The organism is Paenibacillus sp. ISL-20 (genome assembly GCF_018613005.1).
GTDB lineage: Bacteria > Bacillota > Bacilli > Paenibacillales > Paenibacillaceae > Paenibacillus_AQ.
Genome location: NZ_JAGGRD010000036.1, coordinates 27,675 through 42,243, shown reverse-complemented (window position 1 = coordinate 42,243; position 14,569 = coordinate 27,675). Strand labels below are relative to the sequence as shown.

The following is a 14,569-nucleotide window of genomic DNA, read 5'->3' as shown; positions in this document are numbered from 1 at the left end:
CCTTTGCCATGTTCCCAGCCACAGCGACCAACCTGCTTAAGCAGAGCAAAAAGCAGTGCGGGTATACACCCCACACTGCCTATTCGCACAAAAAAGAGAAGCGGGGACTCCATCGCTTCTCTTCTATGCTTAATGCATATAGGTACTTTGCCTGCTTCGCTAATTGATCAATTGCTTCACTAATTCGCGATTACGCTCCTTGAACACCTCGTTATGCGAAGAGACCATCGCGTACTTTCTGGCATCCGGCTCAATGAACTGCTTCGCACTGTTCACCGCGTTCGCGGCATCCTGGAAAGCGCCGGCAATGAGGTGCAGCTTCCCGTCAAAATGCAGGATATCGCCCGCGGCATACAATCCCGGTATGGAGGAGTTGCAGCTTGCGTTGCCTGCGATATAGTAATCATCCACCCGATGAATATCGAGCTTGCTGTTCTCCAGCAGCGACATATCCCGTTCATAGCCATGGTTAATAATCACTTCGTCCACGGCCAAATAGGAAACTTCCCCCGTCTCATTGTTGGTCAATTCTACCCGTTCAATCACCTCATGATTATCTGAAGCAATGAGCTTCGTAATCGATGTATTGAGATGGCAAGTGGCCCTGCTGTTCATCAACTGCTCGACCTGCGCTTCATGGCCTGACAATTCGTCCTTGCGGTAGGCCAGGTACACCTTCTTCGCTACAGGCTCCAGCTCGTTCGCCCAATCCACGGCCGAGTTTCCTCCGCCGGACACAATCACCGTTTTGCCCTTGAAGTGCTGCAGGGACTTCACCGTATAGTTCAGATTTGACACCTCAAACCGCTCGGCTCCTTCAATCTCCAGCTTCTGCGGATTCAGGATGCCTCCTCCGACCGCCACGATAACCGTTTTGGACAAATGCACGCCGGAATTCGCCGTATGTAATTCGAACAGCCCTTCCTCATTGCGGGCGATCGATTCAACCTTCTCGTTTAACAGCACTTCGGGATTAAACGTCAAGCCTTGTTGGACCATCTGTTCGATCAGCTTCGCACCCGGAACGGGTGTCAGCCCGCCGACATCCCATATCATTTTTTCCGGATAGACGTGAACCTTCCCGCCAAGCATGGGTTGATATTCTATAATCTTGGTCTTCATGCCGCGCAGTCCACTATAAAAAGCAGAATATAATCCTGCTGGTCCTCCACCAATAACCGTTACATCAAATATCTCTTTCCCACTCATGCATTTCACTCCCGGTCTATAGATTAAAAGGCTGCTTGTGATCACCTTGTAACGTAAATGATTATCATTATCAATTAGTATACGTTGCCTTCGTTCGTTTTACAATCAAACATTTAGAAAAAATTCATATTGTCACAATTTCGCCTATATATAGGTATGTAATACCCTGCCAATCTATATATGGATACTATTCGGATGAAACATGAATATTATTTAAAATTTCCATTAAGATATTTATTGACAACGACGCGGCCCCCCATTATATTTATGAATGAAATTGAGAATCATTATCGTTTGATAGCTAACTACTCTGGAGGTGAAATGATGATTCGCCTAAGTACAGATCGAATAAGCGTCGGTTACGGCGAGAATCTGATATTGAATCGTCTTAACGTTGATATTCCCGATAAAAGAATCACAACCATTATTGGGCCTAACGGCTGCGGCAAATCCACTCTTTTGAAGGCTGTTACCCGCATTATTCCTTACCAGTCCGGTGCTGCCATTCTGGATGGAGAAGAAATCGCCAAGATGAACACCAAGCTGCTGGCGAAAAAACTGGCCATTCTGCCCCAGACTCCAGAAGGACCGGGCGGATTGACAGTAGGCGAGCTTGTCTCCTATGGCCGATATCCTCATCAGCGCGGTTTTGGCCGCTTAACCAAGCAGGATATGGAAGTGATTGATTGGGCGCTGGAGGTTACCGGAACCCAGGATTACAAATATCGCTCAGTGGATGCTCTGTCCGGCGGACAAAGACAGCGGGTGTGGATTGCAATGGCACTTGCTCAGGAGACTGAAATGATCTTCCTCGACGAACCGACCACGTATCTGGACATGGCGCATCAGCTTGAAATCCTGGAACTGCTGGAGAGGCTAAATCTCGAGCAGGAGCGTACCATTGTTATGGTTCTGCATGATTTAAACCAAGCCGCCAGATTCGCTGATTACATTATTGCGATGAAGGATGGAGATATCATTCAGGCCGGAGATCCGGAAGCCGTCATCTCACACGATGTATTAAAGAAGGTATTCCATATTGATGCCGAGATCGGCCGCGATCCGCGCACGGCAAAACCAATCTGCATCACATACAATCTATTAAAAGGGGAAAAAGAGGATGTACTCACAACGAAGCAAAACGACACCTACGAAGAAACTACTCATCCCGTTTATAGCGCTGCTGCTCATTCTTAGTGCTTGCAGCAGCAAGCCTGCAGAGACAAACAGCAATAATACAGGAACGGCCGAAACACCTAAAACAGACCAAAGCGAAACTCCATCCGGGACCATTACATATGAATCCGAGAACGGACCCATCGAAGTGCCTGCCAATCCGCAGCGCGTGGTTGTGCTGTCCTCCTACGTAGGCGACCTGCTTGCACTCGGCGTCAACGTGGTGGGCGTTGATTCCTGGTCCAAAGCCAATCCTGCATTTGCGGACAAAATCAAGGATGCTGAAGAAGTGACGGATGAAAGCCTGGAGAAAATCATCGAGCTGGATCCCGACCTCATCATCGGCCTGTCCAATATCAAGAACGTGGATAAGCTGAAAGAGATTGCCCCAACCGTTACCTTCACCTACGGAAAAGTCGATTATCTGACGCAGCATCTTGAAATCGGCAAGCTTGTGAATAAAGAGAAAGAAGCTCAAGCCTGGATCGACGATTTCAAACAACGGGCGCAAAAAGCCGGCGAGGACATCCGTGCCAAAATCGGAGAAGACGCAACCGTATCCGTTATCGAGAGCTTTGATAAGCAGCTTTATGTTTACGGCGATAATTGGGGTCGCGGCACCGAAATCCTGTACCAGGAAATGAAGCTGAAAATGCCGGAAAAAGTGAAAGAAATGGCATTGAAGGACGGCTATTATGCCCTTTCCGCGGAAGTGCTGCCGGAGTATGCCGGCGACTATGTCATTCTCAGCAAATTTGCCGATGCCGATACGTCCTTCCAGCAAACCGAGACGTATAAGCAAATCCCGGCGGTGAAGAATGACCGCGTATTCGAAGCGGACGGAAATCGTATTTATTTTAATGATGCAACCACGCTGGAGTACCAGCTCGAGTTCATTACGGAACACTTTCTGGGCAACTAGGACATAGGCTGCCATTGCTCAGATTTTTTAGATTGAATACTCCAACTTTAAGATGAAAAGATGATTCCATGACAATGCCTACGAAACGGTCCATACCTTTTTCCGTTAAATTGATTGCGGGCATCATCGTATTTATGGGCATGTTTGTCGTTGCGATGGTGTTCGGCGCAGCTGAAACCAGCATCCAGGATGTGTGGTTTGCCCTTACCACTTCGATGAAGGGCGAGAAATTATCCCTCCTTCGCGAAATCCGCCTGCCCCGTGAGGTTGCCGCCATTCTGGTCGGAGCCGCGCTCGCGGTCTCCGGTACCATCATGCAGGGCATTACCCGCAATCCGCTGGCCGATCCCGGCCTGCTCGGCCTTACCAGCGGGGCGAATGCAGCGCTTGCCTTCACGCTGGCTTTCCTGCCGGCTGCCAATTATTTTGGCATTATGGTGGCCTGCTTCATCGGAGCAGCGGTCGGTGCCGTGATGGTCTTCGGCATCGGAGCCATGCGAAAAGGCGGCTTCTCTCCCTTGCAGATGGTGCTGGCTGGATCAGCCGTATCCGCATTCCTGTACGCCATCGCTGAAGGAATCGGCATTTATTTTAAAATATCCAAGGATGTGTCCATGTGGACAGCAGGTGGCGTGATCGGCACATCATGGGGGCAGCTGCAGACGATATTTCCGTTTATTCTCATTGGAATTATGATTGCTATCGTGTTATCAAGACAGCTGACCATCCTTAGCCTGAGTGAAGAAGTCGCCGTCGGTTTGGGACAAAATATTGCTGCTATCAAAGGCGTCCTGTTTGTCGTGATTGTCCTCCTGGCAGGAACCTCTGTGGCGTTGGTAGGGAATTTGGCCTTTCTTGGCCTGATGATACCCCATATCGTCCGCGGTATCGTCGGAACCGACTACCGCCATGTCATTCCGATGTCTGCCCTGGTGGGAGCTATCTTCATGCTGTTTGCCGACACAGTCGGACGAACGCTGCATGCTCCTTACGAAACACCCGTAGCGGCTCTGATCGCCATCATGGGATTGCCCTTCTTCCTGTTTATCGTACGCAAAGGAGGGCGGGGAATGTCATGATTCATCCATCGTTATTAAGAAAACAACGCATTACGTTTCTGGTCTTGTTGATCCTTACAGTGGTTACTGTCCTCGTTGGTTTGGGTCTCGGTTATTCGTCCGTTAGCTATGACCGAATGATTCCAACCCTGCTGGGCCAAGGCAGCTTCAAAGAGAAATTCATTATCTTCGATGTACGCCTGCCGCGCATGCTCATTACTTTGCTGGCCGGAATGGCGCTGGCATTATCGGGTGCCATTCTGCAGAGTATTACCCGAAATGATCTCGCGGATCCCGGCATAATCGGAATTAACTCGGGTGCCGGGGTCGGCGTAGCCGTATTTTTCCTGTTCTTCCCGATCGAAGCCGGCTCCTTTATTTACATGCTGCCCTTGGCGGCATTTATCGGAGCTGTGTTAACGGCCGTGGGCATCTACCTGTTCTCTTTCCGAAAAGGCGAAGGCCTGCAGCCCGTTAAATTGGTGCTTACCGGTGTCGGGTTCTCCATGGCACTCTCGGGCGTCATGATTGTGCTCACATCATCTGCCGAGCGGACTAAGGTCGATTTTATCGCCAAGTGGCTGGCTGGAGGGATATGGGGAACGGATTGGCCCTTCATTGTGGCGCTTCTGCCCTGGCTGATTATCCTGATTCCATTCACCCTGTACAAAGCGCAGCGCATGAATCTGTTGGGATTAAGCGATCCAGTGGGCATCGGCGTCGGCGTATCCATTGAGAAGGAGCGCATCGTGCTGCTTCTGGCCGCCGTAGCGCTTGCAGCATCCGCGGTGTCGGTCACAGGCGGCATCACGTTCATCGGACTCATGGGCCCTCATATTGCCAAAGCATTGGTTGGCCCGCGGAATCAGATGTACATTCCGATTGCCATATTGATTGGGGGCTGGCTGCTGCTGCTCGCAGACACGATCGGACGCAACATCGTGGATCCTGACGGTATCGCCGCTGGCATTATGGTTGCTATCATCGGCGCGCCGTATTTTGTATATTTGCTGCTTAAGAAAAAATAACCGTTATTCTCTTTCAACGGAACGCCTAATAGCCCCTATTGCACTTTTTCAGGTGTAATAAGGGCTATTTTGTATGCGGCGAATCGCTTCTCTTCATACATTGCGTTCATAAATAAGGTAATATGAGGATAATTATCCCAGTAAACAAAAGGGAGGTACTATGGAAAAATCAAAGGAAGCGATCGATTCAGTTGCAAAGCGATGGATGTCAACATTTCCTCTATGGATCATCGTGACGATCAGTTCACTATGCATGTTCTGGATATTTGACCTCTTGATCGACCTCTAAACATCCTATGTTTTAATTGGATTCACGGATTATTCCGATCCCTTGGGCTGTGTTCCTGGTATGCCTATTACTTACACATGTCATTATTATGCTTGTATTGGCTTGGCTATGGTAGCCGTCATTTCCGAGCTTATCTTCTCACAAAATAAAGAGGGCCCCGAATGGATGCCCTCTTTATCGCGCAGGTAATAAAAAAACCGTTCCGCCTCGCCTTGTCTTCACTTCTTACCCCGGTTGGCCGCTTCCTCCAGACGGCGGAACCGTTTCAGATCAGCCTTCCGAATCGGAATCGGCTCGCGGCGCAGCAGCTTCACCACGGCAATGATCATCATCAACAGCAGTACTGTGAACGGCAAGGCCGCAATCAACGACGCTGTCTGTAAGGCTTCCAGTCCGCCCGCATACAGCAGGACGCCGGCAATGGCTGCCATGAGCGTGCCCCACACGATTTTTGCCATTTGAGGAGGGTTCAGGCTGCCGTAGGTGGTCATACTGGCCAATATATAGGTTGCTGAGTCGGCTGATGTCACCAGGAACGTCAGAATGAGTATAATCGCCAGCACGTTCATGATTGAAGAAAACGGTAATTGGTTGAACAATTGGAACAGTGCCGACGTGACATCCGCATTAACGGCTGCCGCAATCCCGGTGTTCTCATGAAGATCAAACCAGATGGCGGTCCCGCCAAACACAGCGATCCACAGACAAGCAATGACCGGCGGCACGACCATCACGCCCACAATGAATTCTCGAACCGTTCTTCCCTTGGATACCCGTGCCACGAAAGCTCCTACATACGGCGACCAAGCAATCGCCCAGGCCCAGTAAAAGATCGTCCATTCCCGTACCCATGTGCCTTCGGCGTAGGGTTGGAGCCTCAGGCTGTACGATACGAAGTTTGTAATGTAATCGCCCAGTGCCAATGTAAAGGTCTCCAGAATAAAAACGGAGGGGCCACTAACAAACACAAACAATAAAAAAATGAGCGCCATAGCGAGGTTCAGGTTGCTTAAGTATTTAATCCCTTTATCCAGCCCCGTTGTCGACGAGATCATATAAGCAACGAAAATAAGCCCCAGCATTATTAACTGTAACCCGACACCGTTGTTAACTCCCATAATGGTGTTCAAACCACCGCTCATCTGCAGAACACCGAGTCCAATGGAAGTCGCGATACCCATGACCGTTGCAATAACCGCCAGGATATCAATCGTATTCTTCACACTACGCTTCGAGCCGGTGACAGGCTCAAGCGCTGTAGACACCAGCCCATCCTTCTGCTTACGGAACTGAAGAAACGCGATCACAAGTCCGACAAGGGCAAACACGGACCATTGGCTAACCCCCCAATGAAAAAAAGAATAGCCCATAGCCACACGTGCCGCGTCTACACCTTGTGCTTCGACGCCGCCGAAGGGTGTCTTAAAAAAATGGCTCATGGGTTCAGCCACACCCCAAAACACCAGCCCTACACCAAACCCCGCAGAGAACAGCATTCCGATCCAGGTGAAGAACGGATACTCAGGCTTCTCCTTATCTCCGCCAAGACGAATTGTGCCGTATTTACTGGTTGCCACCCAGATCAGAAATATAATAATCACAAAGATCGAGAGCAGATAGAACCAGCCGAACGTATTCGTCGTAAATCTGTACAAATACCCTGCCACTTCCCCGAAAGCTCCGGGCATAGCAGCCCCGAGAATAGCAAAAATGGCAATGATGACGGCCGAAACCGTAAACACGATGTTCTTGAATAAACTCCCTTTCATATGCTCCACCTCAGGCTATTAAGTCATCCATTCCTATACAGTATTTGTATTTAAACCAGAATTGATGTACTTAATCGGTGAATGTGTGCAGCAAAGGATAATTCTTGGATTGAGGCTATCTTGAAATACTATTCGTTGGGGACCTCTTGAGAATCGATATACAGTTGACCCAAAATAACCATCTGCTCAAGCAACGCTTCAAATTTCCGGCCAAATTCCGTTACCGAGTACTCCACCTTGGGAGGTACCTCTTGATACACCGTCCGTTTCACGATTCCGCTCTCCTCTAACTCCCGCAATTGCACGGTAAGCACATGCCTTGATACTTCTGGTATTCTCCGATGCAGCTCACCAAAACGCAGGGTTTCCTGAAACAGCTCATACAGGACTCGGGGTTTCCACTTCCCACTAATCATGTGCAAGCCCACTTCAGCCGGGCACCCATATTTCTCATCCTGATATGGCATATGTATTACTGAACCCCCTTGGTCATTGGTCATAAATAGATGACTATGTCATAAAATTCTGCGTACTTATCACAGCTTCCATTTTCAGATAGGCTATTGCTATCATCATACAGAAAGAGGAGATTCAATGAAACCATCCATTCCCGCAATCCAAGCCTGGAAGCCCGAGGATATGAATGCTGCATTTGCTGACGCGTATAACTCAGGGGATATCGATCAGGTGCTGGCGTTGTATGAACCGAACAGTATTCATGTCCACCGCAATGGAAGCTTGGAGATCGGAATTCATTCTTTCCGCCATACGCTGGAGGAACTGCTGCTGCTTCAAGGCAAGATGGTCTCCACCAATCTATACTGCATCCCATTTGAAAATATCGCTATGCTGCGTGCCCATTTTACCTTGCGTACCTCGGACCGGGATGGCCAACCTCTTCTGCTTCAAGGTTATACCTCCGAAATCGTGAGACAGCAACCTGACGGAAGCTGGCTGTACATCGTGGACCATCCGTTTGGTTCGGATGAAGTGGAATGAATAGTAAGATCCATTATTTCAGCGATACAAAAAAAGCAATCCGCCCTTGTCGTAAATAAGCGGATTGCTTCTTAAGATTCATTACATTATTCCTTTACGAATTCCTTCGTGCTGCGCACCGTATCGATTGGACGAACCATACCCTCGATCTGCTCGCGCTTTGGCTCCAGGAATGGAGGCAGGGACAACTTCTCGCCCAGCGTTTCATATGGCTCGTCACCCATGAAGCCTGGACCGTCGGTTGCAAACTCAAACAGAATTTGCGGTGCAACACGCGCATACAGGGACTGGAAGAAATAGCGGTCTACAAAGCCCGATGTATGGAACTGGAAGTCGTCCAGACGCTTGATCCAATGTTCCAGCACCGAGCGGGCCTCGACCCGGAAGGCCGCGTGGTGTACGGTGCCGAAGCCCTGCTGGGCTCTTGGAAGCACGGCGTTGTACTCGACAACCACCTGTGCGCCATTGCCGCCTTCACCTACCTCAAACAGATGAAGCGAACCTTCCTTGCCGATTTCAGTAAATTGGAGTACTTTCTCCATCATTTCCTTGAAATTATCGAAGTTGGATACCCGTACAAACACCGGGCCGAGTCCTGTAATTGCATGCTTCAGCGGAATTGGTCCTTTCTGCCAAGGAGTTCCTGAAGCCACACCCTCGTTGTTCTCATCGGAGATGAGCTGATACTGCTGATCGTCAAAATCAACAAAGGCGAGTGTCTTTTTGCCAAATAACTCTTGTATGCCTTGATGCTTCACATCCATCCGGTCAAAACGCTTGACCCAATATTCGAGCGCTGCATCGTTAGGGACACGGAACGAGGTTTTGTAAATCTCATCTGTACCATGTCTGCCCTGCGGGATACCCGGAAAATCGAAGAAGGTGATATCTGTGCCGGCACTACCTTTGTCATCTGCAAAGAACAGGTGGTATGTCTGAATATCGTCCTGATTAACCGTCTTCTTCACAAGCCGCATGCCGAGCACATAGGTGAAAAACTCGTAGTTCTTCTCGGCACTGCTCGTAATGGCTGTTACGTGGTGAATTCCTTTTAATCCGTTCATGATTAATTCCTCCATCTCTTATATTTAGAAAGTGTTGGCGCAACCTTCATAAATTATTATTTCGATTTAATATATCTTTAATTTAAGATAATAATATCACGACAATTCTGTTCCGTCAACCTTCTACAATCAAGATCTTATTTTAGCCGTGAATGATATACAAAAAACGGCCGGACATAAGACATCCAGCCGTTCCTTCTATTTCTTTCCTCATAAGAGAGAGACTCTCCATGTCCGTTATGCGCCTGTATTGGATAACCCAATGACAGGAAACAGCTCGATGCGTTGATGGGTCTCCTCGTGATACAACCATCCATCCCGAACATGGTCCACAAACAATATGCCGTTCAGGTGATCAATCTCATGCTGCATACATCTGGCCAGATAATCTTCGCCATCCAGAATTACCGTCTCGCCTTGGCGATTCAATGTCTTTACTTTAACCTTATTGGCTCTCTTCACATATCCGTAATACCCTGGATAAGAGAGACACGCTTCGGGGCCCATCTGTTCCCCGTCCAGCTCTACGATTTCTGGATTAATCAGCTCGATCAATCCTTCTCCGCAGTCCATGACAATAAGTCTTCGTAATATACCGATTTGTGGTGCGGCAAGACCAGCGCGCCCTTCGCTGTCATACAGCGTCTCTGCCATATCATCCAGAATCTTCAATGCTCTGGCATTTACGGTATCGACTGACCGGGCGATCTTTCGCAAGATCGGATCACCGAATGGCACAATAGCTTTTACCGTCATTCACTTAAGCCCCCTTAGTTCTAGAAGGAGGTTTATGCACCCATAAGTCACCTGGAGTACACTCTAAGGTTGTGCAAAGGGCATCTAACGTCTCTGCCTTCATCTGCCTGGGCTGGTTCGTCAGCAAGGCACTAATGGAAGCCGCTGACAGGCTGTAATTCGCCTTCTCTTTCATCAGCCGCGCCAAAGCCGCTCCCGACCATATCCCTCTCTCCGCCATCACATTACGTAGCATCCATTCGAGCAAAGGGTCCCCCTCCCGTTCCATTCAAATATTAGCTCACACCTTATTTTATTAGGTACCACCTAATATCTCAAGCCTATTATTTAGGGGTCTAACGAAAGTAGTTCTCTAAAGGGTCTTGATGACCCTTAGGGACACTTAATCGGAGACGAGTTCAGCCTGGACAATCAAACGATGCGTAGCCTCGTAGAGAGGATCGCAAGTGATCAGTGTAATTTTCCGTTCCTCCGGGTCTCCTTTCAGAACAGATACATCAGTCGGCTCTACGACGGAAATCTGATCGACTCGGTAAATCAGTTCACGGCCATCCGTTTTTATGATGACCTCATCGCCGTATGTGAGCTCATTCAATCGATTGAACAGACGCCCGGTCTTATGGGCGCGATGGGCTGCAATGGCGGTATTTCCGGCTTCTCCGAGTTTTGCCGTACCCGTTACGCGAGCAGCTGCATTCTTCATATTCGATTGAATTGCTCCCTCCAGAATGGGGAGCTCTAACTCCAACTTGCTAATGGTGATAATGCCGATAGGTGAATCTTCTTCATAACCGGCCTGCTCCTCTTGTACTGAATTTGTTGCCTCTCCCTCATCCAGGATACGGGAGAGCTCCTTGTAGTGAACAGCCACGTTATCCTGCGCGGTTCTCTGTTGAGCTTCAGCCTCGATTCGCGCTGCTTCCTTCAGCAAATCCTTCTGCTGGCGGTCCGCATTCCAGTCGCGAAGGATCGGATATAAAAACATGAGAAATCCAACAAGAATCAAGACAACCGAAATTTTCCGCATGAACAGCCGTCCCTCCTTACTACGATTGAAATTCAAATCCCCCTCTCCTGATACAAGCAGGGAGAAGGGGATATCATCATTTATTAACGTTTGTTACGCAGGCGGCTTAAGAAGAGGCCTGCAAGCATGAGTGCCAGTCCTCCGAGTTAAACGGTACTGGATTGCTCTCTCCTGTTTTCGGGAGCATCGCAATCGGGCCGCTTTCCGAATTGGTTTCATTATCCGGATTACGATTCGTATCGTTCTCAGGATGGTGTAGAAGGATCTTCCGACTCTGTAATCATACATGGTGGAACTCGACAATTTCTCTACAACAAACCAGATTAAGCCGGTTTGGATTCATTCCGCCCGAGCGGTTTACGCCTAGCACTCTTGGATCTCCCTGCAAGGCTGTTCCCAATCACACCGATAATGACAAGCGCTGCTCCGATGACATGATAATAAGCCAGATCTTCATTCAAGAAGGCGACACCTCCAAAGATCGTGACCACGGTGGCTAGATTGTTAAAGATGCCCATCCGGGATGCCTCCATCTGAGATAATGCGTAATTTGACAGTAGCGATGTTCCAAGTGAGGACAAAACGCCAAGGTATAGAACGGCCCATACGAAGGACGGATGCAGAAACGGGTCAAAATAATGTACGAGCGTCCCCTGCGCAGCATGTTGAGCGGCTGACATCAGGTTAAACAGCACGAAGCCGATCATCGACATGATGAACGTTATATCTAGTACCGACTGCTTCTGCGTCAACTTGCGGGCCATCACGCTGTATATCGCATTGGAAAGCGCCGATAGCAGAATTAGTACAATCCCGAGCGTACTTGATGTCTCGAAGGAAACGCCCTTCAGCACGAATATAGAGATGATCCCTGTCACTGACAACACGGTAAATAGCTTTTGTGCCCAGCTGGAGCGTTCCTTCAAAAACAGTGACGCCAAGAGCAACGTAAAGATCGGTACGGTAGCGTGGATGATTCCGGCCTCAGCCGAAGAGGTGTAGACCAAACCGAAGGTTTGCAGCGTAAAGAACAGGAATGGATAGAATATGGCCAGCGGCACGATGGTCAGCAGCCGTTTCAGATCCAGCTTGACCTTTCTACGGGCCATGAGGAGCGCAAGCGATGCAACAATGAACGAAATGGTGAACCGGTGTGCCAACGTATCCAGCGGGTTAGCAACGATCAGCGCCAACTTCACAAACATAAACGAAAAACCAATGATGACCGTATATCCTAACGCAGCGGCATAGGCACGGCTTGTATTCGATGTATTCATAATAAGTATATCTCCTTCATCTTCTCTATTTGAGTCCAACCAGGAAGTTGGTGCATTTGCTACTTATCTTACGGCATGAAGGACTTCGTTTCGATTTGAAATAATGCCAACTGTACCGATACAGTTGGCGCGATGAAGGAAGTAATGACAAAAAGGCTGCTTCCCATCATCCCAAGATGATAGGAAACAACCCCGCTATACTTTAAATCCTATACGTTTCATAACAGGTATAGGCCTGCCCCGTTATCAATAACAATACTCGTTAATTACGTTTAACGGAAATCCAGCCGTCGCCCTCCAGATGAAGCGTTGCGCCGAGCGCTTCTGCCATAAATCGGAGTGGGACGTAGGTAGATCCGTTGCTATGAACGAATGGAGCCTCCTGCAGCGTCACACTTTTACCGCCAACGCTGGCTGTTTTGGAGCCTACGGTCAGTACGATTTCTTCTCCTGTCAGATCATTGATGACTGTAATTTTCTTCGAGCCTTTGGCCCGCTTCACTTCGGCATCCAACTGGTCTGCCAGGTAACGAAGCGGAACGAAGCTCTGATTGTTCTTCTTGATTACACCATATCCATAATCATCGCTTGAGGGGCTAAGGAACATCGATTTTTGCGTGATCTTCAGATCATCCTTCAACACGTTATAGATGAGGGAATCCTTCTCAAAGTTCCGCAGTACTTGGCCTGGCGTCACCGTCCCGTTAAGGACGTCGAGCACGCCTTTGGTCGTGTCTACCTGATTGGCTTTGACCGCGCCACCGATGTTCCATACTTCACTCTCGGAATAAACCTTGAAGGACTTCAGCGGCAGTTCCTCGGAAGCCGGAAGTGCGACGTTCAGTTCCAGCGCACTCTTGCGTGTATTCAGCTGCTCATCGAAGAAATAGTCCAGCTTGAGTGTTGTATCCTTGCCGAAGACCGTTTTGGATCCAGGAACCTCCTCTAATAACTGTTTCTTCTGTTCATCGTAATTCACCATCAGCTCGCTCAATCCGCCATGAACCATCTCGTAAAGCGAAGCGACGGCTTCTTCCTTGGACTCTTGCGGCAGAAGCTCCACATCTTCGCCGTAGGTCTCGCCGATGCTGGTCATCATCGGATAAATAGCATCGTAAGCATCGCCTATCAACTGCTTCAAACCGGCTTCGTCCTTAAGTAAACTCTCTGCGAAGGGTTTGAACATATTCAGAATTTCCTCACCCGTCAGCTCCATATGGAGATGCGTCAGGTTCAAGCTTTCTCCGTTCACCTTCTCCTGAGCGGACTTCACCGCGATTGTCGATGGATTCGGGAAATGCTTCAGCACAAGCCCTGCCGCCTTCTTCACGACATCCTGAATCGCCTGCTCATACTGACTGGTATCAGGTAATCCGGGAACAGTTGTATCCATCGATAGATAGAACGGCTGCTTGGCGCCTTCCAATTGAATCGCCATTCCTTTGGAATCCATGGATATATGAAGTGGAATCTTCTTGTCCGAATATTGGACACTGCCCTGAATGGACACCGTTTTGCTATCCTGCACAATGGCATGATCCATATTCAGGGATAACGAATTAATGAGATCAATCGCTTCTTTATCTTCAGTCGATAGGGCCTTGTCTGATGGCACCACCTCGAATCGAATACTTGCCTTGGATTCGCTGGATTTAACATCAAGACTGGTAAGCAACGCCTTGTTGATATCCAGTCCTCCGACTGCCTGACATCCTGTCATGACAACCAGCACAGCTGCAACGAGTACAGTCAACCATTTGAACTTCTTATACATAACGATATTTTTCCCCTCCCAGGTCATAGGCTCATTTCTATTATGAGAAGGGAGGAAATGTTTGTAAATAGGTATTTAAGCCTCGTCTTATGCGCACACGCGGAAGGGTGCCCACAGATAGCACATATCGACATTTTGCTATACACTGGGAATGAAATGCTGATCGTAAAGTGCAAGTTCAACAGTCAACTTTTCAGCCGGGAAGGTTTGCAAAGGGGCTT

The 14,569-nt window shown here is 48.8% G+C and carries 15 protein-coding genes; 6 read left to right on the top strand and 9 right to left on the bottom strand.

Annotated elements, in window-relative coordinates; all coding sequences use genetic code 11:
- Positions 1-159: 159 nt before the first annotated feature.
- Positions 160-1,209, bottom strand: a complete 1,050-nt coding sequence (locus J7E85_RS21060) for an NAD(P)/FAD-dependent oxidoreductase (RefSeq protein WP_215161205.1) — start codon at positions 1,207-1,209, stop codon at positions 160-162.
- 324 nt (positions 1,210-1,533) lie between these two features.
- On the opposite strand from J7E85_RS21060, the gene J7E85_RS21055 reads away from it, so the two are divergent.
- The 5 genes from J7E85_RS21055 to J7E85_RS34630 all read left to right on the top strand — a co-directional run bounded on the left by J7E85_RS21055 (position 1,534) and on the right by J7E85_RS34630 (position 5,682).
- Positions 1,534-2,406, top strand: a complete 873-nt coding sequence (locus tag J7E85_RS21055; protein WP_215161203.1) for an ABC transporter ATP-binding protein — start codon at positions 1,534-1,536, stop codon at positions 2,404-2,406.
- Positions 2,330-3,307, top strand: a complete 978-nt coding sequence (locus J7E85_RS21050; RefSeq protein WP_215161201.1) for an iron-hydroxamate ABC transporter substrate-binding protein — start codon at positions 2,330-2,332, stop codon at positions 3,305-3,307. Before J7E85_RS21055 ends, J7E85_RS21050 begins: the two co-directional genes overlap by 77 nt.
- A gap of 68 nt (positions 3,308-3,375) precedes the next feature.
- Entirely contained in the window at positions 3,376-4,386 is a 1,011-nt protein-coding gene (locus J7E85_RS21045) for a FecCD family ABC transporter permease (RefSeq protein WP_215161199.1), read from the top strand.
- Entirely contained in the window at positions 4,383-5,393 is a 1,011-nt protein-coding gene (locus J7E85_RS21040) for a FecCD family ABC transporter permease (RefSeq protein WP_215161197.1), read from the top strand. The genes J7E85_RS21045 and J7E85_RS21040 overlap by 4 nt, the downstream gene beginning before the upstream one ends.
- A gap of 160 nt (positions 5,394-5,553) precedes the next feature.
- The gene (locus J7E85_RS34630) at positions 5,554-5,682 is read left to right on the top strand and encodes a hypothetical protein (protein ID WP_285228837.1); all 129 of its coding nucleotides are present in this window, start codon (positions 5,554-5,556) and stop codon (positions 5,680-5,682) included.
- A gap of 218 nt (positions 5,683-5,900) precedes the next feature.
- On the opposite strand, the gene J7E85_RS21035 is transcribed toward J7E85_RS34630, so the two are convergent.
- Positions 5,901-7,451: a BCCT family transporter gene (locus tag J7E85_RS21035; protein WP_215161196.1), complete on the bottom strand. Its 1,551-nt coding sequence runs from the start codon at positions 7,449-7,451 to the stop codon at positions 5,901-5,903.
- A gap of 128 nt (positions 7,452-7,579) precedes the next feature.
- On the bottom strand, positions 7,580-7,918 hold the full coding sequence (locus J7E85_RS21030; RefSeq protein WP_215161194.1) for a winged helix-turn-helix transcriptional regulator: 339 nt from the start codon (positions 7,916-7,918) through the stop codon (positions 7,580-7,582).
- A gap of 127 nt (positions 7,919-8,045) precedes the next feature.
- Between J7E85_RS21030 and J7E85_RS21025 the strand changes: the two genes are divergently transcribed.
- Positions 8,046-8,450 (top strand): YybH family protein, encoded by a 405-nt coding sequence (locus J7E85_RS21025; RefSeq protein ID WP_215161192.1) that lies wholly within the window; start codon positions 8,046-8,048, stop codon positions 8,448-8,450.
- A gap of 86 nt (positions 8,451-8,536) precedes the next feature.
- On the opposite strand, the gene J7E85_RS21020 is transcribed toward J7E85_RS21025, so the two are convergent.
- The 6 genes from J7E85_RS21020 to J7E85_RS20995 form a co-directional block, all read right to left on the bottom strand.
- The gene (locus J7E85_RS21020) at positions 8,537-9,514 is read right to left on the bottom strand and encodes a ring-cleaving dioxygenase (protein ID WP_483311333.1); all 978 of its coding nucleotides are present in this window, start codon (positions 9,512-9,514) and stop codon (positions 8,537-8,539) included.
- 237 nt (positions 9,515-9,751) lie between these two features.
- Positions 9,752-10,270 (bottom strand): peptide deformylase, encoded by a 519-nt coding sequence (gene def, locus J7E85_RS21015; protein WP_215161188.1) that lies wholly within the window; start codon positions 10,268-10,270, stop codon positions 9,752-9,754.
- 4 nt (positions 10,271-10,274) lie between these two features.
- Positions 10,275-10,517 (bottom strand): helix-turn-helix domain-containing protein, encoded by a 243-nt coding sequence (locus J7E85_RS21010; protein ID WP_215161186.1) that lies wholly within the window; start codon positions 10,515-10,517, stop codon positions 10,275-10,277.
- 135 nt (positions 10,518-10,652) lie between these two features.
- Positions 10,653-11,297 carry a class D sortase gene (locus J7E85_RS21005; RefSeq protein ID WP_215161183.1) on the bottom strand — a complete coding sequence of 215 codons (645 nt, stop codon included), beginning with the start codon at positions 11,295-11,297 and terminating at the stop codon, positions 10,653-10,655.
- A gap of 323 nt (positions 11,298-11,620) precedes the next feature.
- Complete coding sequence (locus J7E85_RS21000) at positions 11,621-12,574, bottom strand: DMT family transporter (RefSeq protein WP_215161181.1); 954 nt, start codon at positions 12,572-12,574, stop codon at positions 11,621-11,623.
- Between the two features lie 262 nt (positions 12,575-12,836).
- On the bottom strand, positions 12,837-14,348 hold the full coding sequence (locus tag J7E85_RS20995) for a copper amine oxidase N-terminal domain-containing protein (RefSeq protein WP_251035913.1): 1,512 nt from the start codon (positions 14,346-14,348) through the stop codon (positions 12,837-12,839).
- Between the last annotated feature and the right edge of the window lie 221 nt (positions 14,349-14,569).